Raw genomic sequence first — 17988 nt, forward strand, 5'->3', positions numbered from 1 at the left:
ATATTTCCTTTCAAATGTTGTGTCTACCTTTACTATTGTTTTAAGTATTAATTCATTATTTTTTTTTGTCAAAATTAGTTCATCTATTCTAACCCAATCTTCCATTGTTAAGTTTGCAATTATTCGCACAGTATCTTTTTCTGTCATTCTTGAAGTGAAATCTGATATGTTTTTAGCCAAATTCAATTGCGAAATATATTTTTCAGCTTTCTTTTCTGATTTACAATTTATTAGTAAAACAGAGCACAAAATTATAAGACTAAATTTGAATTTGATCACTATTTTCATATTGAGGGTAACTCTTTATTGCTTTTCGAAGGCAGGGTTTGTTTCAAATTTAATTAATTGGAATGGAATTATGGGGGATTTTTAAAGGATTTAATAGGTTTTTAGTTTGAAGGTAGCTACGAAGTTGTGAGAGTTTGGGGAACGATCTTGGGTTTTATTCACTTTCTTTAATTAGTTTGTTTCCTTTTTCAATATCTTTTTCGATATAAACTCCTTCAATATATAATTCCCCTAACTTATGTTGACATTCAATATTTCCTTTTTCAGCTCCTCTTTTCAACATATCAATTGCTAACTTTCTGGTTTCTTCGTTTAGTGGTTTTAACTCATGCTCACCTAATTTTCTATTAACATTTGTTAAACAATCATATGCGTCCGAAAAAGCCAAATGATATTCATATTTGTTGGCCATGGTGAGTGCAACTTCTAAAAAATCATCATACGATGAATCCATATAATCTTTACTTAAATTATAGTAAGCATTTGTATCACCTTTGGTTAATGCATCTTCTTTCCAATTAGAAATGTCAGAATTACTCGGATTCCACATAGGTGTAGCTTCTTCCTTTTTGTTTTTACAAGAAATTGTAAGTAAAGTGAATATGATTAAAAATTTAGAAATTCTTGAAGTCATTTTTTATGCATCTTTTTTTGGTAAACTTGCAGTTAATTAAATGATATCATCAAATATATCAACTTTTTATTCCTTTTCAAAAATTAATATGAAACTGTTTGGTCTGAGAAGCGTGGATTAATTATTGCCACGAAGTCGGGAGACTTCGCGGAGTGGTTTTGAATGGATTTTTAAGGATTTTTAAGGATTTTTACTGTATTCGATGCCATTTTTTTTGTGTTCGATAATGTTTTTTTAATGTTCGATGGCATTTTTTTAGTGTTCGATGCTGTTTTTTTTGTGTTCGATGCTGTTTTTTTTGTGTTCGATGCTATATTTTTTGTGTTCGATGCTGTTTTTTTTGTGTTCGATGCCATTTTTTTTGTGTTCGATGGCGTTTTTTTAGTGTTCGATGGCATTTTTTTAGTGTTCGATGGCGTTTTTTTTGTGTTCGATGTCATTTTTTTTGTGTTCGATGGCATTTTTTTAGTGTTCGATGGCGTTTTTTTTGTGTTCGATGGTTTTTTTTTTATGAAGAGATGCTATTTTTTTATGAAGAGATGCCATTTTTTTATGAAGAGATGCCATTTTTTTTGTGAGAGATGGCATTTTTTTATGAAGAGATGCCATTTTTTTTGTGAGAGATGCCATTTTTTTATGAAGAGATGGCGTTTTTTTAGTGAGAGATGCCATTTTTTTATGAAGAGATGCCATTTTTTTTGTGAGAGATGCCATTTTTTTATGAAGAGATGCCATTTTTTTTGTGAGAGATGGCATTTTTTTAGTGAGAGATTCCGTTTTTTTATGAAGAGATGGCGTTTTTTTGAAGGAACTGCTGCTTGTTTAAGTAGCTTAGGACTTGTTTTTATTGGGCTAAACGCTTTTTTGAGCTTTTACTTTACTTTTTAGTAGGTGCAAAATTGTTTTAGAAGTGTGATTTTGATTTTTTAGTTTTTTTGATTCTTTTAGTTTTTTTGATTATTTGGTTTGAAGAATGGACTGCAACCGGAAGAGATTGAAAAGGAACTTTTTTGATTTTTTAGTTCTTTTGATTTTTTTAGTTCTTTTGATTTTTGATATATGAGATTTCTAGGAAGTTGGGAGAGTTCTCAGAGCGGGGGTGCTGAGGGTGATGTTATGCAATATTTTCTAATCAAATGTTTTTAAACCTCACCTCTTCAAATTTTTGCGTTTTTGGATTTGGGATAATTTTATAAACTTTTACATGACTATATTTCTTAAGAATTTGAAGTAAGCGTTCTTGATTTTCTTTAGACATTCGATGTCCAATGTATACTGAATCTATTGCTAAAGGATTTATTTCCATCCTTCGATTAATTTTCTCTCTTCCAAAAGTTATCATCCTATATTCCGATTCCCACTGAAAATCTTCCTTTTCTTTTCTGCATAAATCGTGTTGCATTAGCACTTGATGTTGCCATAGTTTCACTGGTTCTGGAAAATGTTTTCCCTCTATTGATTTAAGGGCTTCAATTAAATTTGGATGGTCAGGAACATTTTTATTTAAGTATAGTACATGAGAACGGATAGCAATTTTATCACTATAAGGAATAAAGTATTTGTCATTTTTATATTTTACCGCAAAACCTTGATTTTTATCAGTGTAGAAAGTCCACATTTTCTTTGTTTTTACAGTAGAGAAATTGCAGATTCCAATATCGTCGAGATATTTTTTGTCTAAGAATTTTTGGATATAATCATTTTCTGAAACTATACAGTCAAATGAATCATTGAATTGTTCAGGGTCACCAAAGTACAAATATGGAGCTTCTATACTTTCAAAATTATAATTTGCTGGAGAGTAAAATTTATATAAATATTCCGGTTCTTTTAAAAGTTCGTCGTTTAAATACAAACCCGTAGTTATATATTCGGGCATCATTACGTTGATACCAATCTCATGAACATAGTTTTCGATGGGCCATCTTAAAATTCGTGTGAAATAACTTTGGTCTGGATTTAGCATTTCGTGTCTAAAAATTTTGCATAACGTTTTGGGAGTGTAGCGGGCCTGGCTTTTATATTCTCTACTGAATTATACCATCATAATTTTTCACTACTGTTTCTACGATATCTTTACTTATACTTTCACTTATGACACCACTTGCTACCATTTCTGTTAGTCTGCCGATAAGCATTTGAGACCAATGTTTTTTGTTTAAAAAATAGAATTCTTTTAACTCATTTAATTCTTCAAAGATATCGTCATATGTAAATTCTTGTCCAATTTTTATTTTATTAAGGTCTTCAAGAATTTTTTGAAGACTATCATTTATTTCAGACCGTTCTTGGAGATTAAACTCTGTTTTAGGTAAATATTCAATTACTTCGTCGCGTTCGTTTTGAATAAAGAACAAACTGTTTTCATAATTTTTGTTAACATCACAAACACCTTTTTCTTTTTTGTGCTGACAAACTGCTAAATGTCCATCAAAACCTTGCTTTAACAATGTCAATAGATGTTCTAAAAATTCAAGTTTGTGTGCGTTTTTTCGGTATTCATAAAGTTGTGTTCTAACTTCTGAAATAAATTCTTGGTAATTTCCATACTCATTAAATTTCCATTCATAGAAACGAGTTGCTTGGTCTTGAATTAGATTCATTTTAATTTATTTTATGCGGTTTTGCGAGCATTGGTTATAACGTAAAAGTATTTTTGCAGGATGGGTTTAGCACTACCGTTTCCAAACACACAAAAGCTAATAGAAAGCACAAGCGTTTCATTTTATCACTTTAGCCCGCCTTGCTATAAATGGAATGTTGGCTAATGTTTATATTTCACTTGCTATTTGTGCAATCGTTACTGTCAATATGTTTTCAAGATGCAAACGTATATTCTTCTCTTTTGATGAAACCTCATCTTTTATAGAAATAACGTGTGGTTTTATGTCAAGAGGTATCGTTGTATCAGTGTCTTCGTTTGGTAAAATACCTTTGTACTCCAAAAACGCACCAATAGCAATAACGCTATCATCATAACCAAAATGATGTAAAGTAATTCCTAACTCATATTTTTTTCCTTCAAACTCAATTCCAAATTTGAAATATGATTTAGGTAATGTCCTATTAAAATAGTAGTTGTGCTTTTTGGCATAACTAACTATCTGCTCATAGTAGTAATGTTGTTTTGTGGCATCATCAGGTCTGCCACTTCCAATATACAAAGCAACACTATCATCAAATTCTGTTTCAAGTTTGTGCTTGTACTCATTTAGAAATTGACTACAATAATTAAACACTTGTAACCTGTTCTCCGCAAGTGTTCTATCATATTGTTGTTGTTTCTCTTGTTGCTTTCGTAAGATTTTTTGTTTGAAGATATTAGTTACTTCGCTCAAAGACGTATTGCTTACTTCTTTGATATTAAGGGCTTCTTCAATATTGCGTTTTTGGATTTCTGCAAAATAAGTTACTAACTTTTGAGGCTGATTATTATCTGCTTCTTCCAATGCTTGAATATATTTGACTTTAGCCTCTTCCCTTAAAACTGTAATTGGGAAAAAGTTGCTTTTTATCAAAATCAAACTTGCAATGAGCCTAACTACCCTGCCATTTCCATCTTGGAACGGGTGTATTGTGGTAAATGCGTGGTGTACCCAAGTTGCTATAATTAGTGGATTTACATTTTGTTCATTAAGTTCATTGTAAATCTCAATTAACTTATCCATTTCTGCTTCTACGTGTTCAGGTGGACAATACAATATAGTCGTACCGTCTTCTCGTGTAGGGTTATTTTCACGTTCTTTAAATCTGCCTTTGATGAGTGGAATTTTAGTTTTATTACCAAATTGGTCTCTTCCTTCTGCAAATTCTTGGTGTCGTGTCGTTAATTGATGTAATTCACAAATAAATCCTTTTGTAAGAGGTCTATTTTCTTTAACAATGTCAAATATAAAATCAACTGCGTCCAAATGGTCTTGCAAATGATTGAACAATGTTTGTTTAGGTACATTTGTATCTCCGTGACTTACTAATGAAGATATAAATCCTTCATTAATTAAAGTTTCTGTAACACCTTTATCAACATCATACATTCTTTCAACAATGCCTGTTTCAATAGCGTGTCGTCTTTTTAATCGGTTAATAAATTCTTTGTATTCCTCTGAATTTGCTTGTAAAACTTCTCTACGTGCAAACCAAGATGGTGCAATATCATCTAAAAGTGATGTATCACAGTTTTTCCAATTTTCGGAAAAGGAGATATAATCCCAAAGTCTATATAATGCCATTTTCGTTATTTTGTTTTTTCAATAAATATCATCCAACTATTTGATATACTTAGGTTTATACACCTTTTTATTATTTTAAACGAATATAGTAAATAAAATAATACAAAAAATAAGATATATGAGATTTATTTTAGCATTTAAGTAATTTAAAAATATCCATCTCTTTGGTGTTTGAGAAGTGGATTGAGAATTACGAATTAGGAATTGTGAATTATGGTTTGGCTTGTATGAAGTCTTCCTGTTTGGTTGCATACTCGAGTGCTAAAACTATTAGCAAAGAGCTTAGTATGTATACTTTTTGCATTATGACTGCTAAATCTAAATATCCAAAACCATAAACGAAAAAGAAACCGTAATAGGTGAGTAAGCAACTAATGCAGGCGAATTTAAGTGTGTGCCGTTTTGACTTTAGGATCACTAAGGTAATGGTGAATAGCCCTAACAATGTTAGGATGATTGATAGTACTCCGACGTCGTGCAAGGGCGTTGCGATTAAGAAAATAAGTATTAAGTTGGTTACTCCTATCATTTTTAAAATAGTAGCCCACGGTTTTGAAGTCATCTTTTTTGACATATTGATGAAAAAAATTCCATAGCCTACCGAGTGAAATGCCATTGCTATCAGTGCCCAAATCCAGCCAGGGTTTTGTGAGCCATTTATTGCTTTTGTTTGAAACAGGTTGCTGATGAAATTTTTTGACCATTGAAAGCCTATCGCATTATTGTCAAACAATGAGCCGCCAGGATATAGTGCGGCTGCTATTAGTATTAAAATTACAGAAATGAGCAAGCTTATCAAAACGGAATATTTCTTAGTGATTTGCCAAAGGGTTTGTTTTTTGGTTGTCATTTGTGGGTGGGGGTTTGAGGGGGTTGGTATAATCCGTTTTTTTATTTGTAATGATAAAAACTATTTCTAACATCATCCTCATCACCAACTAATATAAGTTTATGCTTTGGAAAAACCTTTTCAATTTTTATTGTGTCTAACCCATCAATAATATATTCTCTCGAAGTTGAAAATCTTATTAATGTTTTATGACCAATAGTTTCAATATTAATTGGCAATTTTTTTACTGTTTTTTTATATAAATAAGAATTTGGACTTTTATGCTCTTCCATCGCTTTCAGACGTCCATTATCATTTAGCAGAAGAAGATATTCAATATCATAAACCTTATTCTCTACTCTAAATCCAAAATCCATATAGTTTTTGAAATTGAATTCATGAGCTTTAGTTGAATCCACAATAGTTGTTTTACTTAAGTTATGACCGAAAACAATAAATTTAGCATCTATTTTTGATGTCGGTGGAATTTGCACTTCCGGCTTACATCCTGAAAATAAAATTGCGAGTAAAATTATTGTGAATGTCTTTTTCATAAGGGGTTCAAAAATAGCTTATATGGTTGTGGTAGTATAGAGGGGTTTGTTTTATTTAAAATATGTAATTTCTCGAGTAGAAATTTCCGTTCGTTTTTATTCCTTTTTTATTGGTGTTGAGTGGAGGGTTTCGAGTTTCCATCCGTTCTCTGTTAAAATTGCTGTTGCACTTTCGAGCCAATGTGCTTTTCTAACAATTGTAGTTTCTATGGTGAATATCGCCCGGTTATGGTATGCTACCCATGCCCTATTGTTTGCGATTTTAATTTCAATGATTTCTATTGTATTGATTCGTGTTGGATTTGGTTTGCGAAGTATGGCTTTATTTAAATAATTTGCAATTGAATCGTTATTCCAAATTTCGCCGTTTTCTAAAAGCATGAAGTCTTTTGTGTAGTATTTGTGCATGTTTTCAGGACTTAATTTTGACCATATTTCGTCAAAAGATTCCAATAGCAGCTTTTTAATTTGTGTTTTGTCGGTTTCGTTTGCTACTTGCCCGAATGATATCGTTGTGAAAAAGAGCATCAATAGTATGGCGTTATGTTTTTTCATAATTTTTGTTAGGGGTTGAGGGTTGTGATGTGACGGATTTTTAGTTCTAAACCTGCCGTTGTTAGAAGTTGGTGTTAGTTGCCTTGTTATTTTTCTTCTTTACTTAATTTGTTTAGTTTTATTGAGTATTCATCCAATAAATCATAAATTTCTTTTTGGCTTTTACCAGAATTTTTATCATCCCAATCTGTATTTATGATGAAATATCTTCCCGTTTTGGTGTTTTTATCAAACCATATAACGGAAAACATTCCCGGATCGCCACCAGTATGTCCAAAATTTCCTGTTGAACCAAATCCCATTAAAATTCCTATGTTATACTCATCACTGTATTCGCTTGCACTTCTGTCTATAAAATTTTCAGCTTTAAGTTGCTGAGTGAATAATTCTTTGTAACTATTCTTACTCAATAGTGTTCCATTGCCGGTATAACCTTTCATTAGTTCACCAATGTATTTACTCATATCCTTGGTTGATGTAATGACACTTCCGTCGGGATAAGTTATACAACTATAGAAAGGATAGGCTGTTTTTTTATTTATGTAAAGCCTTGAATGTTTTTTCATGTCTACAGAACGCAGAGTCCAACCAGTACTTTCCATTTTCAGTGGTTGGAATATATACTTTGCAGTAAACTCATCAAATTTTTCACCTGTTGCTTTTTCCAAGATCAAGGCAGCCAAAGTTGTTCCCATATTTGAGTATTCAAATATTAGTCCGGGTTTGTGATCATTAAAAGTAGTTGGTTTAAACCATTTACCTTTTTCAGTTAGTACATTTATCAAAAAATCTTCCATTGAAACTGCTGTTGATGGTGCACTGAACTTGCACACTCCAATGTCAATTTTTAAATTCTTTTCTAAATTTACAGTATCCTCTAAAACCCAAGCTCTATGAAGATACTCTTCATTGTCGCGTATTGAAGAAGTGTGCGTAACAAGTTGTCTTATTGTAATGGGGGTTTGTCTAAATTTTGGATTTTCAATTTTGTAAGGCAGGTACTTACTAATTGGGTCGTCAAGTTTTAGTTTTCCTAACTCTTGGGCTTTCAGCATTGCAATACCAACAAATGTTTTTGAAACTGATGCAATATTTTGAATTGTATTTTCAGTATATTTTTCTCCTTTTTCTAGGTTTGCCAGTCCGAATCCATTTTGATATAAAACTTCTTTGTCGTTTGTTAAAGCTACACCAAATCCATTAAAAGCACTTTGTGTACTAATTTTTGTGAGTTTTTCGGTTAATTCATTTTGGGTTTTAATAAATTCTTCGGAATGTTCTTTTTTCTTTGTCTGGCAAGATAAAATTTGTATTACCAATATTGCCAATACTATTTTTTTTGTCATTTTTTGATATCAGTTATTGGTTTAGATTTGAAAAAGCATTGCGGCAAATGGTTAGTTGCTAGAGCGGGTATTTAAATAATGATGAAGTAAATATATTGGTTTTTGAGAATATTACTTCTTTATGATTTTTTTATAAATTATTCCGTTATCCGTAAAAATTTGCAGTGTGTAAATTCCATTTTGTAAATTGCCTATGTACATCTTATTTTCATGGTTTAAAATGTGGTTAGCTTGTATATATCTTCCATTCATATCAATTATGTTTATTTTTGATATTGTTCTATTATTTAACTCTAAATGGATTATGGAAGTGGCGGGATTTGGGTATACGGTGATTTGATTTTCTATTTGATAACTATCTATATTTAAATTATTAGTGATTTTTCGAATTCGACTATTCCCGGATTCTCCGATGAAAACAGTTCCATCCGTTGCTACTGAAATGCCTAATGGATAATAAAATTTTGCTGCGGTTCCTATGCCGTCAAGATAACCTTGAGAACTTCCCGCAAATGTTGATACCATACCGGCGGAAGTGATTTTTCGTATACGGTTATTTGCCGCATCTGTTACAAAAACATTTCCCGTTGCATCTAAAGCCAGGCAAAAAGGAGATGAAAATTGAGCTGTAGTTCCCATGCCATCAGTAGAACCTGATGTTCCGTTGCCAGCAAATGTTGTTACTGCTCCCGCTTGAGTTATTTTTCGGATTCTATTATTTTGCTTTTCAGCTACGAAAATCATTCCTGATGCATCAACAGCTATGCCTGATGGACTCCAAAACTTTGCCAGAACTCCTACTCCATCTGCGTAACCAAAAGCATCACTTCCTGCCAAAGTAGTTACTACTCCCGTTGAAGTGATTTTTCGAATTCGTGAATTCCCTGTGTCTGTTACAAAAACATTTCCTGCATTATCGACTGCCACACCTTCGGGATAATTAAATTTTGCTGTCGTTCCTGTACCATCTGCAAAACCAGAAACATTACCGGCTATAGTGGTTACTTCACCCGTTTGAGTTATTTTTCTAATTTTATGATTATTGGAATCAGCAACAATTATATTTCCTGATTGATCAAAGGCTAGATTCATTGGATAATTAAATTGTGCTGCGGTTCCGATACCATCAGAAAAGCCAGCAACACCATTTCCGGCGAAGGTTGTAACGACACCTGAAGGTGAAATTTTGCGGATGCGATGATTGATTCTGTCTGCTACAAATAGGCTTCCGTCTGCTGAAACTACCACCCCTGCCGGACCATTAAATTGAGAGGATGTTCCAACTCCATCTAAATATCCGGGACTGCTTCCGGCTACTGTTGTTACCGTTTGTGAATTTGTGTTTAGAAAATAAAAACAGCAATAAATAACTGTAATTATAGTAATGTTATTTTTTTTTATGGCGGTTTTCATCATTTATAGTTATTGTTTGTTTTGAAGGAAATTGGGGGTGAGGGTTCTCAACATTCATTCAGTGTTTACTTTTAGCACTGACCAAACAAATATAACTAAAATTTTATTTCACTAGCTTACTTAACTGATTTGAAGAAGTCTTGCCATTATTGAAAAACTAATGTTTGCGAGTGGTGTTTATTCCTTGACGATAGACTTCCTTATTAAATTCTATAACGTTTACAAAGTTTTTGTCCCAGATTTTAAAATCAATTTTACCATATAAATTTATAAATTCTTCCATGAAATTTGATTTATGGATTTCGTTTGATTTTTCTCTATTAATGACAAGGAAGAGATTTTCTGTCGTAATGAATTCGTTAATTATTTTAAAAATAATTTGTTGATCAAGATTTTCTGAATTTAAATATTTCCATTCGCTGTCAGAAGTATGCTCTTTGAGCCATTCAACATTTAGCTGATATGTTTTATCTGATTCGAAAATAAGTCTTGATTCCATAATATTCTTGCACGCTTGTCGCTAACGTAAGACTTTGAAAAAACCTCCACAATCTCATTAACAAATATACTTAAAAACATGTAAGATGACAGAAAAGAGGTGTATTTAACCATGTAACCTTGAGAAGCTTCGGGACAAGGAATTTCAGGCCATGAGTTTTGTAGGTGTAGTTTTTGAAAGTAGAGAATGTTTTGTTTTTTTGTTCTTTTAATTTTTTAGTTCTTTGGTTTATAAGATTACTACGAAGTCAGGAGACTTTGGAGAGCGAGGAAGTGGTTTGGGGATAAGTTTGGTTGTTATCAACTCGTTTAAAAAATAATTGCGGAGTAAGTTTTAGGCCTTTAAAGTTTTTTACCTTTACCGCTTGAAACATCCAACATGCTCAAAACTGCTTTTTTAAGGTATATCAATAATTTTCGTGGCTTTACGAGAGAGGTTTGGATTTTAGCTATTATCACTTTTATCAATCGGGCAGGAACGATGGTTTTGCCGTTTTTGTCTAAATATTTAAAAGAGGATTTAGCATTCAGTTATCGCGAAGTGGGTTGGATTATGGTTTGTTTTGGAGCGGGTTCGATGCTGGGTTCGTGGATTGGAGGGAAACTGGCGGACAAAATCGGGTTTTATAAGGTGATGATTTTTAGTTTGATGTCGACCGGATTTTTGTTGTTTATATTTCCTTACATCACGGAGTTTTATACACTTTGTATTGCTTGGTTTTTTGTGATGATTATTGCCGATATGTTTCGCCCTGCAATGTTTGTTTCGCTAGGTGCCTATGCAAAACCGGAAAACAGAACCCGTGCCTTAACGTTGGTACGACTAGCTGTTAATCTAGGATTTGCTGCAGGGCCTGCCTTGGGGGGATTGATTATTATGAACATGGGGTATTCCGGGTTGTTTTGGGTGGATGGTGCTACTTGTATCTTGGCTATCTCTATCTTTTGGATACTGGTGAAAGAGAAGAAAAAAACAACGGCAGACGCACACGATGCTTTTGAAATGCCGAAACGTTCGGTTTATCAGGACAAACCTTTTTGGGTTTTCTTATTTGTGAGTTTTGTTACGGCGATGATTTTCTTTCAGTTGTTTACTACCCTTCCGTTGTATCACAAGGAAATGTATGGTTTGACTGAATTTCAAACCGGTTTGTTGATGACGTTGAACGGATTTTTAATCTTTTTATTAGAAATGCCTATTGTGGGATTTTTTGAACGCAAGCAAATTAATCGGTTAAAGATTGTTCTTTTTGGTTCGTTTTGTATGGCCTTGGGATTCTTTTCGTTGTTGATTAATGTGTGGGCAGGAATTTTGGTCATTAATATTCTGTTTTTGACTTTTGGGGAGATGTTTGCATTTCCGTTTTCAAACTCTTTTGCCTTGAGCAGAGCCCCCCGCGGTCAGGAAGGACGGTACATGGCATTGTATACGATGAGTTTTAGTTTGGCTCACATTATGAGTTCAAAAATGGGTATGGAACTTATAGCTGCATTTGGGTATCAGATGAATTGGCTGGTGATGGCTTGTTTTGGTTTACTCGCAGCCGGTTGTGCCCTTTGGGTGATGAAAATGGTTAGAGAAGAAAGCTAATTTTTTAATAATTAAAAATCTATGTTTAAGTATTTAGCACAACTAAACAAAATCATTTTACCTAGTTTTACAAAACAAGGTTTGGACTTAGCCAAAGCTAAAAAATGGCAAATGGCAATTATCGGTTGGCGATATTATGTAACAACAAGAGCTTTAGACGAAAAATAACTAATAGGTTATTGCTGCAAAAATTGGGTATTCTTTAATTTTTTCTCTTCCGTTTAAAAAAGTTAATTCCATTAGAAAATTGACTTGAACAATTTCTCCACCTAATCGTTCTACTAATTCGCAAACGGCTTTTGCGGTGCCTCCGGTGGCTAAAACATCATCGTGGATGAGGACGCGGTCGCCTTTTTGAATGGCATCGGTGTGGATTTCCAAGGCATCTGTTCCGTATTCTAAATCGTATGAGGCGGAAATGGTATCGAAAGGCAATTTGTTCGGTTTTCTAACCGGAATGAAGCCGACATTCAGTTCGTTTGCCAATAATATTCCGAAGAAAAAGCCACGACTTTCGACACCGATTACTTTGTCGATTTTTAACTCTTTTACGTTTTCCAATAGAATAGACAAACACTCCTGACGAGCGGCCGGTGTGATTAATAGTGGTGTAATATCTTTAAAGATGATTCCCGGTTTTGGGAAATCTTGTACGATGCGGATGTACTTTTCAAGGTTCATAAAAAAGCAGTATTATTTAAATTTGGTTTGCAAGTTACACAAATATTCCTATATTTGCACCCGCATTGAGGCCTCGTGGCGCAACTGAATAGCGCATCTGATTACGGCTCAGAAGGTTACTGGTTTGAATCCAGTCGAGGTCACAAAAACTAAAAGCTTCTCCCCTTCGAGAAGCTTTTTTTATAACTTTTTATATCCTTTTGCAATGGCTTCTGATTATATATTTAACGAAGAAATAGAACATATTGTTTTTGAAGAAAGTGGTATTCGGTATAAAGAATATGAAAATTGCATTTTTAAAAAATGTGATTTTTCAGCTTGTGATTTTTCGGGAGTTGTATTTGTAGAATGTACTTTTTATGAATGCAATTTTAAGGAAACCAAAATCAATTATGTTTCGTTACGCGATGTTCAGTTTATAGGTTGCAATTTTACGGCTGTCAATTTTGCTATGACAGATCAGGTTATTTATAGTTTTAATTTTACCGATTGTTTATTGGATTATGCACAGTTTTACTCCTTAAAACTTAAAAAAATGCAATTTATTAATTGCAGCATGGTTTCGGTTGATTTTATGGGAAGCGATTTGACCGAAGTTTTATTTGACAACTGTAATTTAAGAAGAGCCGTATTTATTGATACCAATTTAGAGAAAGCAGATTTTTACAGTAGTTATGACTTTGTTTTAGATCCTGAAAAAAATAAACTTAAAAAAGCAATCTTTTCAACCGAAGGTTTAAAAGGATTGCTTTCTAAATATGATTTAGTTATCAAGTAATTTATTTCAGTACAATAAATTCTACTCTACGGTTGATTGAATGTTCGACTTCAGAACAGTTATCACCACAATTAATTAAAGGAACTCGTTCACCAAAACCTTTTGAACGCATTCTGTTTCTTTCGATTCCATTTTCTACCAGGTATTCTAAGGTTGAATTAGCTCTGTTGTGAGACAAGCGTAAATTATAGGCATCCGATGCTCGGGTATCGGTGTGGGCACCCAACTCAATTTCCATTCGTGGGTATTTTTTCATAATGGCCACTAAAACATCCAACGTGTTTGCTGCTTCCGGTTTTATATCCCATTTATCTAAATCAAAATAAATGTTTTCTAATTGAATATAAACCAACCCATCTTCTTTCGTTACAATTATATCTTCCGCATCATCATAGGATTCAATTTCCAACTCGATTGTGAATCGAACCCGACCATCATCCGTTGTTTCAAAAATTTCAGTTTTGGAAGCATAGAAATCTCGATCGGCCACAATTTTATATTTTGTATTGGGTTCAGAATTGAATACATAATCTGCATTTTCACCTACTACTAGCTGACCGATTAACTTATCGTCCATGTCAAATAACGTAACGGTAGTTCCCGGTAAAAGTTCTTTCGTATTAATATCCCGAACATCCCCTTCAACTATAAATCTACGTTCATTTTCCTCGCGAACAAAAGAATATAAATTATCAGTTCCTTTACGATTTGAAGCAAAATATCCAATGTTTTCATTGTTTTTCAATACATAGGCAAAATCATCCATGCCTGTATTAATGGTTTCCCCTAAATTGATTGGTTTTCCATAAACTTCATCATACGTTCGAGCCATAAAAATATCTAATCCTCCCAAGCCTTGAAGCCCATCAGAGGCAAAATAAAGTGTCTCATCTTCGGCAATAAAAGGAAATTGTTCACGATGAATGGTGTTGATATTGTCACCCAAATTTTGAGGTTCTCCATAACCTCCGTCTTCAAAAATGTCAACAAAATAAATATCAAACGAGCCTATAGAACCGGGACGATCACTTGAGAAATATAACTTCTTTTCATCTGGGCTTAACATCGGATGCTGTGTTGAAAACTGATCGCTTGAAAAAGGCAATTCGGTTACATTTGTCCAAGCATTATTTTCGAATACGGCTTTGAAGAGTTTTACAGAAGCAAATTTTTCTTCCCCAACTTGAACTTGTACATCATTGGTACGATTAAAATACATCGTCTTGCCATCTTTGGAAAAGGTTGCTGAACTTTCGTGTGTTTTAGTATTGATGATTTCAGAAAATGGCTTTATGTTTTCTAATATTCCATCTTTAGAAACGGTTGCTTCATATAAATCGAGATATGGTCTGTCGTTCCATTTATAAAGTGGACTTTCTGTGTTTCTGAGTGAAGCAAAAACGACTTTTTCACCAAAAAAAGAAATTCCAAAATCACCGGTACTATTGCTTCGCGACATTTGTCGTACGGTGTAATTAAAAGGTACGATATTATTTAAATGCTCTTTAAATTTCTTGGTATCAACAGAATATTTTAAATATTCGCCCATAATCACATCTCCTTTTTCATAATCATCAATTCCTTTCAACGCGTTGGCATATCTAAAATAATATTCCGATTTCACACTGTCTTTGTAAGTAAAAAATAAAGTTCCGTAATGCGTTGATGCAAACTTCATTTGAGCATTGAAGTAATAAGAATCTGCTAAATTTTGTAAAACTTTTTTATCTTGTTTGAGCTGTTCATACATTTTTGCAGCTTCGACATAAGCTTTGTTAGCAAAAAGTTCATTTGCTTTTTTGATTGAAGGTTTCTGAGCCAGAATCAATTGGCAAACCAACAAAAAGAATAGTATATAAAAGTTGTTTCTCATCTTTATTATTTTAGAAAAATCGTGGAGATTTGTCGTAACCATTTGTTTTCCCTTTTTTATTTAAATCAAATAATAACATAATTTCATGGCTTCCGGTATTGAATTTTCCTAAATTGGAAAGGGTATAATCATAAGCATATCCAATTCGTAACGAAGGTGTAATTTTGAAATTTACTAAACCACTCACAGAGTCATCCCAACGATAACCGGCACCTAGTTCAAAAACATTATTGATTAAAAAATTGGCCGTGAGATCTAACGACATTGGAGCACCTGCAACCGCTTTTGTCATAAAAGCCGGTTTAAATTTTAAATTATCATTTAAATTAAATACATAACCACCAGTGAAAAAATAATGTATTTCCTCAACTCCTGTTGCAATAACACCATCCTGCTTTTCAAGATGTTTAGACTTTAAAAGATTTGGGCTTGACAATCCTAAATAATAATTCTCACCAAAATAAAATGCTCCAACTCCGATATTTGGAAAAGTTTTACTCAAATTTTCAGCAAATGCAGGATCCGGTAATTCATCTGAATATATAAAACCATTAAAGTTCGTGCTGTAAAAAGTTGCTCCTCCTTTAATTCCAAAAGAAAGTTTATTAGATTCATTCAAGTTTAAAACATAAGCAAAATCAACAAATACATTACTTTCTTTTACCACATCGCCTATTTCATCATGCACTACAGAAATTCCCATTTCTACTTTTTTAGCGATGGGTGAATGAGCAAAAAAAGTTCCGGTAGTTGGGCCTCCTTCTGAACCTACCCATTGAGCTCTATATAAGGCACCAAAATTAATGACCTCTGAATCATCTGTTGCATAACCCGGATTAATAACACTCATATTATACATATACTGAGTATATTGAGGGTCTTGTTGGGCATTTGAAACCAAGGTCACCAATAAGATGATTAAATGGATTTTATATTTTATATGTTTTCCTATCATAACGTTATAATCTTTTATCTGCTTAAATAAACTCTACCTTGTAATGGTTTTCTACTACCATCGTTGAAGTTTATAATAAAGAAATATACTCCCACAGGAAGTTTATTCCCACCTATTTGAATTCCTTTATCAGAAGTTCCATCCCAATCGAGCGAATTTGCATTACCTTTATAAAGTATGTTTCCATAACGATTGAATATTTCGAGTGTGAAATTAGGATACAATGTTCTAATATTTTTAATCTCAAATACTTCATTGATTCCATCCCCGTTCGGAGAAAATCCATCAGGAATTACAATTTCAGTACAGTCTTTAATCACTACGATTACCTGAAGTCTTACTGCACTTTCACATCCTGTGCTTGACTGAATTGAAGCATAATAAGTTATCCCATCTACCAATAAATCTGAGTTACTGTAAGCATTACCGCTTGATGGAGCATCATACCAAATTATAGTTTCGCTTCCAATTATACCATTTGTTAAATCGGCAATTGTAGCATTATCATCTTCACAAAACAAATTTCCTCCCTCAATTAATTGTGGAGTTTCAATTTCTTCAATAGCAATGGTTACTGTATTAAAAGTATGCCCGGAAAAACCACATTCATTGCCTGTATTTGAATTTATAGGATTTATTGAAATTGTAACATTTCCAAAATTATTTATTACTGAAGACGGCACAATAAAACTTGCTCCCCCATTCGTGAAAACAACCGGTATTGTTTCATTATAAATTATTGCTCCGGAAATTTGATAGGTTAACTGATAGGTTCCATCTGATAAATTATTTGCATTTGAAATTAAAACTGTTCCTTCAGTGTTAACGCATATTCCAGCCATTGAAACTAATGCTTCCGTGATTATTGGTTGAGCTAATATTTCAAATGTAACTGCGACATTTGGATTTAAATTTATACAATTTGTTGCTAAATTTGAAATTGAAATTAGTGACATCGTATAAACACCTGCTAATGGAAAAACTGTTGCAGGTATAGTAAATTGTCCATTTCCGCTCACTATTGAAATAATGCCTGAATTTCCGGTTATTGGATTTGCATTAGGAATAGAATATACAAATTGGTAATTTCCATCAGTTAAATTGGTTGCTCCTAAAATTTGAACAACTATTTCATTCCCGTAACAGACATTTGCAATTTGAATTGTAGCAGTAGAAATAGTTGGTATTGGTAAAATTTCAATAGTAAAAGACAGTCCAGACAATGTTGTTGTACAAGTAGAATCAGAATTAGTAATAGAATTTAAAATTAAAGTAGTAATTCCTGAATTTACTAATTGTGTTGAATCTATTGTGAAACTTCCTTCACCATCTGAAGCAGTTAATAAAACTGTTTGATTTGCTAAAATATTACTACCTGTTAATGAATAATTTATTGAATAATTACCATTAGCCAAATTGAATACTGTAATAGTAGTACTTTCTCCTTGACAAATTGGGGTTAATACAATAACGTCATCTATGGTAATTGTTGGTGCTTGAATAATAGTTAATTGAACTACTTCAGAATCTGAATTACAAGTAGTTGTAACAGTATACACAAAAGTATAGGTCCCTGCAATTAAATCAGTAACTGATATAATATTAGTAATTGTGTCCCCTTGACCGTTTATCCAAACTCCACCAGCTTGTTGGGTTCCATCTAATAATGTATTTAAATCAAAATTTCCAGTTGAGTTACAAATTGTTTGAATTCCTGTAAAAGTACCTGCATTAGCCGCTAATTCAATTGTGACCGCTACTGTA

Annotated in this window: 18 protein-coding genes and 1 tRNA gene; 4 read left to right on the top strand and 15 right to left on the bottom strand. The window is 33.0% G+C overall.

All coding sequences use genetic code 11. The features are described 5' to 3' along the window. Positions 1 to 442 precede the first annotated feature (442 nt). The 11 genes from C0512_RS12580 to C0512_RS12630 all read right to left on the bottom strand — a co-directional run bounded on the left by C0512_RS12580 (position 443) and on the right by C0512_RS12630 (position 10347). Entirely contained in the window at positions 443 to 922 is a 480-nt protein-coding gene (locus C0512_RS12580; protein WP_290862123.1) for a hypothetical protein, read from the bottom strand. A gap of 465 nt (positions 923 to 1387) precedes the next feature. Continuing rightward, entirely contained in the window at positions 1388 to 1678 is a 291-nt protein-coding gene (locus tag C0512_RS12585; RefSeq protein ID WP_290862125.1) for a hypothetical protein, read from the bottom strand. Between the two features lie 376 nt (positions 1679 to 2054). Next, positions 2055 to 2888, bottom strand: coding sequence for a hypothetical protein (locus tag C0512_RS12590; protein WP_290862127.1), 834 nt, complete (start codon positions 2886 to 2888; stop codon positions 2055 to 2057). 61 nt (positions 2889 to 2949) lie between these two features. Next, positions 2950 to 3525: a hypothetical protein gene (locus C0512_RS12595; RefSeq protein WP_290862129.1), complete on the bottom strand. Its 576-nt coding sequence runs from the start codon at positions 3523 to 3525 to the stop codon at positions 2950 to 2952. A 168-nt stretch (positions 3526 to 3693) separates the two neighbouring features. Then, positions 3694 to 5151 carry a Fic family protein gene (locus C0512_RS12600; RefSeq protein WP_290862131.1) on the bottom strand — a complete coding sequence of 486 codons (1458 nt, stop codon included), beginning with the start codon at positions 5149 to 5151 and terminating at the stop codon, positions 3694 to 3696. A 211-nt stretch (positions 5152 to 5362) separates the two neighbouring features. Continuing rightward, positions 5363 to 6001, bottom strand: coding sequence for a hypothetical protein (locus C0512_RS12605; RefSeq protein WP_290862133.1), 639 nt, complete (start codon positions 5999 to 6001; stop codon positions 5363 to 5365). 41 nt (positions 6002 to 6042) lie between these two features. Continuing rightward, on the bottom strand, positions 6043 to 6534 hold the full coding sequence (locus tag C0512_RS12610; RefSeq protein ID WP_290862135.1) for a hypothetical protein: 492 nt from the start codon (positions 6532 to 6534) through the stop codon (positions 6043 to 6045). 96 nt (positions 6535 to 6630) lie between these two features. After that, entirely contained in the window at positions 6631 to 7089 is a 459-nt protein-coding gene (locus C0512_RS12615) for a DUF4440 domain-containing protein (RefSeq protein WP_290862137.1), read from the bottom strand. 86 nt (positions 7090 to 7175) lie between these two features. Beyond that, on the bottom strand, positions 7176 to 8435 hold the full coding sequence (locus C0512_RS12620) for a serine hydrolase (protein WP_290862139.1): 1260 nt from the start codon (positions 8433 to 8435) through the stop codon (positions 7176 to 7178). Between the two features lie 111 nt (positions 8436 to 8546). Further along, the gene (locus C0512_RS12625; RefSeq protein WP_290862141.1) at positions 8547 to 9851 is read right to left on the bottom strand and encodes a T9SS type A sorting domain-containing protein; all 1305 of its coding nucleotides are present in this window, start codon (positions 9849 to 9851) and stop codon (positions 8547 to 8549) included. A 154-nt stretch (positions 9852 to 10005) separates the two neighbouring features. Continuing rightward, positions 10006 to 10347, bottom strand: a complete 342-nt coding sequence (locus C0512_RS12630; RefSeq protein WP_290862143.1) for a hypothetical protein — start codon at positions 10345 to 10347, stop codon at positions 10006 to 10008. A 378-nt stretch (positions 10348 to 10725) separates the two neighbouring features. Here C0512_RS12630 and C0512_RS12635 point away from each other — a divergent pair, with 378 nt between their 5' ends. After that, on the top strand, positions 10726 to 11937 hold the full coding sequence (locus C0512_RS12635) for an MFS transporter (RefSeq protein WP_290862145.1): 1212 nt from the start codon (positions 10726 to 10728) through the stop codon (positions 11935 to 11937). Positions 11938 to 11958: 21 nt separating this feature from the next. Next, a complete protein-coding gene (locus C0512_RS12640; RefSeq protein ID WP_290862147.1) occupies positions 11959 to 12105 on the top strand; it encodes an SsrA-binding protein in 147 nt (48 codons plus the stop codon). Here C0512_RS12640 and C0512_RS12645 read toward each other — a convergent pair whose 3' ends face one another. Beyond that, a complete protein-coding gene (locus tag C0512_RS12645; protein WP_290862149.1) occupies positions 12106 to 12618 on the bottom strand; it encodes an adenine phosphoribosyltransferase in 513 nt (170 codons plus the stop codon). Between the two features lie 69 nt (positions 12619 to 12687). Here C0512_RS12645 and C0512_RS12650 point away from each other — a divergent pair. Then, positions 12688 to 12761 (top strand) — tRNA-Arg (locus C0512_RS12650). A gap of 62 nt (positions 12762 to 12823) precedes the next feature. Then, entirely contained in the window at positions 12824 to 13396 is a 573-nt protein-coding gene (locus tag C0512_RS12655) for a pentapeptide repeat-containing protein (protein ID WP_290862151.1), read from the top strand. A gap of 1 nt (position 13397) precedes the next feature. Here C0512_RS12655 and C0512_RS12660 read toward each other — a convergent pair whose 3' ends face one another. The 3 genes from C0512_RS12660 to C0512_RS12670 form a co-directional block, all read right to left on the bottom strand. Next, on the bottom strand, positions 13398 to 15269 hold the full coding sequence (locus C0512_RS12660) for an OmpA family protein (protein ID WP_290862153.1): 1872 nt from the start codon (positions 15267 to 15269) through the stop codon (positions 13398 to 13400). Between the two features lie 10 nt (positions 15270 to 15279). After that, the gene (locus C0512_RS12665; RefSeq protein WP_290862155.1) at positions 15280 to 16224 is read right to left on the bottom strand and encodes a type IX secretion system membrane protein PorP/SprF; all 945 of its coding nucleotides are present in this window, start codon (positions 16222 to 16224) and stop codon (positions 15280 to 15282) included. Between the two features lie 14 nt (positions 16225 to 16238). Beyond that, a partial coding sequence (locus C0512_RS12670; protein WP_290862156.1) for a gliding motility-associated C-terminal domain-containing protein occupies positions 16239 to 17988 on the bottom strand: 1750 nt, incomplete at its 5' end.

It is taken from the genome of Flavobacterium sp. (assembly GCF_013822155.1).
Lineage (GTDB): Bacteria > Bacteroidota > Bacteroidia > Flavobacteriales > Flavobacteriaceae > Flavobacterium.

Excerpts from the sequence above, each read along its gene's own strand:
- C0512_RS12580 (WP_290862123.1), bottom strand. The coding sequence starts at position 922 with ATGACTTCAAGAATTTCTAAATTTTTAATCATATTCACTTTACTTACA.
- C0512_RS12585 (WP_290862125.1), bottom strand. The coding sequence starts at position 1,678 with ATGCCATCTCTCACAAAAAAAATGGCATCTCTTCATAAAAAAATGGCA.
- C0512_RS12590 (WP_290862127.1), bottom strand. The coding sequence starts at position 2,888 with ATGCTAAATCCAGACCAAAGTTATTTCACACGAATTTTAAGATGGCCC.
- C0512_RS12595 (WP_290862129.1), bottom strand. The coding sequence starts at position 3,525 with ATGAATCTAATTCAAGACCAAGCAACTCGTTTCTATGAATGGAAATTT.
- C0512_RS12600 (WP_290862131.1), bottom strand. The coding sequence starts at position 5,151 with ATGGCATTATATAGACTTTGGGATTATATCTCCTTTTCCGAAAATTGG.
- C0512_RS12605 (WP_290862133.1), bottom strand. The coding sequence starts at position 6,001 with ATGACAACCAAAAAACAAACCCTTTGGCAAATCACTAAGAAATATTCC.
- C0512_RS12610 (WP_290862135.1), bottom strand. The coding sequence starts at position 6,534 with ATGAAAAAGACATTCACAATAATTTTACTCGCAATTTTATTTTCAGGA.
- C0512_RS12615 (WP_290862137.1), bottom strand. The coding sequence starts at position 7,089 with ATGAAAAAACATAACGCCATACTATTGATGCTCTTTTTCACAACGATA.
- C0512_RS12620 (WP_290862139.1), bottom strand. The coding sequence starts at position 8,435 with ATGACAAAAAAAATAGTATTGGCAATATTGGTAATACAAATTTTATCT.
- C0512_RS12625 (WP_290862141.1), bottom strand. The coding sequence starts at position 9,851 with ATGATGAAAACCGCCATAAAAAAAAATAACATTACTATAATTACAGTT.
- C0512_RS12630 (WP_290862143.1), bottom strand. The coding sequence starts at position 10,347 with ATGGAATCAAGACTTATTTTCGAATCAGATAAAACATATCAGCTAAAT.
- C0512_RS12635 (WP_290862145.1), top strand. The coding sequence starts at position 10,726 with ATGCTCAAAACTGCTTTTTTAAGGTATATCAATAATTTTCGTGGCTTT.
- C0512_RS12640 (WP_290862147.1), top strand. The coding sequence starts at position 11,959 with ATGTTTAAGTATTTAGCACAACTAAACAAAATCATTTTACCTAGTTTT.
- C0512_RS12645 (WP_290862149.1), bottom strand. The coding sequence starts at position 12,618 with ATGAACCTTGAAAAGTACATCCGCATCGTACAAGATTTCCCAAAACCG.
- C0512_RS12655 (WP_290862151.1), top strand. The coding sequence starts at position 12,824 with ATGGCTTCTGATTATATATTTAACGAAGAAATAGAACATATTGTTTTT.
- C0512_RS12660 (WP_290862153.1), bottom strand. The coding sequence starts at position 15,269 with ATGAGAAACAACTTTTATATACTATTCTTTTTGTTGGTTTGCCAATTG.
- C0512_RS12665 (WP_290862155.1), bottom strand. The coding sequence starts at position 16,224 with ATGATAGGAAAACATATAAAATATAAAATCCATTTAATCATCTTATTG.